At 62.0% G+C, this 1,239-nt stretch carries 2 protein-coding genes; both read left to right on the top strand.

Annotated features, from left to right (window positions below; translation table 11 throughout):
• Positions 1-109: helix-turn-helix domain-containing protein (locus EN964_RS39170; protein WP_164776416.1), on the top strand; the 109-nt coding region annotated here is incomplete at its 5' end.
• 91 nt (positions 110-200) lie between these two features.
• Positions 201-1,064 (top strand): D-amino-acid transaminase, encoded by an 864-nt coding sequence (locus EN964_RS35055; RefSeq protein ID WP_127267299.1) that lies wholly within the window; start codon positions 201-203, stop codon positions 1,062-1,064.
• The last annotated feature ends 175 nt before the right edge of the window (positions 1,065-1,239 follow it).

Below are 1,239 nucleotides of genomic sequence, written 5' to 3'. Positions count from 1 at the left end.
CCTGATCGCCCAGATCAACCGGTTCGGCGGCAACATCTCGAAGACCGCCGAGTTCATCGGCATGGAGCGCTCCGCGCTGCACCGCAAGCTGAAGTCGCTGGGCGTCTGACGCGGGTTAGCCGCGCCTGGGCCAAGCATTTGCCGGTTACGGCCGCGGTGGAATCGCATAAGAAAGCCCCAGAATTTCTTAGAGGTTGCCCATGCCGCGCATTGCCTATGTCAACGGGCGCTATGTCACGCACGCCGACGCTGCCGTGCATATCGAGGATCGCGGCTATCAGTTCGCCGACGGTGTCTATGAGGTCTGCGAGGTGGCGCATGGCTTCATCGTCGACATGCCGCGCCATCTGGCGCGGCTGAACCGCTCGCTGACCGAATTGTCGATCGCCTGGCCAGTCACCTCTCACGTGCTGCCGCTTATCCTGCGCGAGGTGGTCAACCGCAACCATGTCGCCAACGGCCTGGTCTATGTCCAGGTGACGCGCGGCGTCGCCAGCCGCGACTTTGTCTTCCCTTCCGCAGACACCAAGCCGGCCCTGGTGGTGACCGCCAGGAAGGCCGACCCCGCAGCCGGAGCAAAGCGAGCCGAGACCGGCATCGCGGTCATCACCGTGCCGGAGAACCGCTGGGACCGCGTCGACATCAAGACCGTCGGGCTGCTGCCCAATGTATTGGCCAAGCAGAAGGCAAAGGAGGCCGGTGCGCAGGAAGCCTGGTTCGTCGACGCCGAAGGCAACGTAAAAGAAGGCGGCTCGTCCAATGCCTGGATCGTCACTCGGGACGGCGTCCTGGTCACCAGGCCGGCGGAGCACGGCATCCTGCGCGGCATCACCCGCACGACCATGTTCGAAGTGGCGGCCAAGCTCGGCCTGAAGATCGAGGAGCGCGGCTTTTCCGTCGCCGAGGCCAAGGCGGCACGCGAGGCGTTCATCAGCTCCGCAACGACACTCGCCATGCCGGTGGTGGCTATCGACGGCGATACGGTCGCCAATGGGCACCCCGGCTCAATAACACTTTCCTTGCGGCAGGCCTTTTTTGACATTGCGGAAAAAAGTCCAGCCTGATAACCGCACAGGTGGAATGAACATCAATATATCTCGTTCTGCTTGTCGTTACTGACGACAAGACGGTGTTTGCGAGCTTGACATGCGCCCGTTAATTTGGCGCATTGGCTTGCAAACCGAAGGGGATCGGCGAAAGACAAGAACAATGGCGGAACGACCGCAAAACCTTCAGGAC

This window comes from Mesorhizobium sp. M7A.F.Ca.CA.001.10.2.1 (genome assembly GCF_003998575.1).
In the GTDB taxonomy this organism is placed as follows: Bacteria; Pseudomonadota; Alphaproteobacteria; order Rhizobiales; family Rhizobiaceae; genus Mesorhizobium.
This window is presented reverse-complemented; position numbering and strand designations above follow the sequence as displayed.

Excerpts from the sequence above, each read along its gene's own strand:
- EN964_RS35055 (WP_127267299.1), top strand. The coding sequence starts at position 201 with ATGCCGCGCATTGCCTATGTCAACGGGCGCTATGTCACGCACGCCGAC.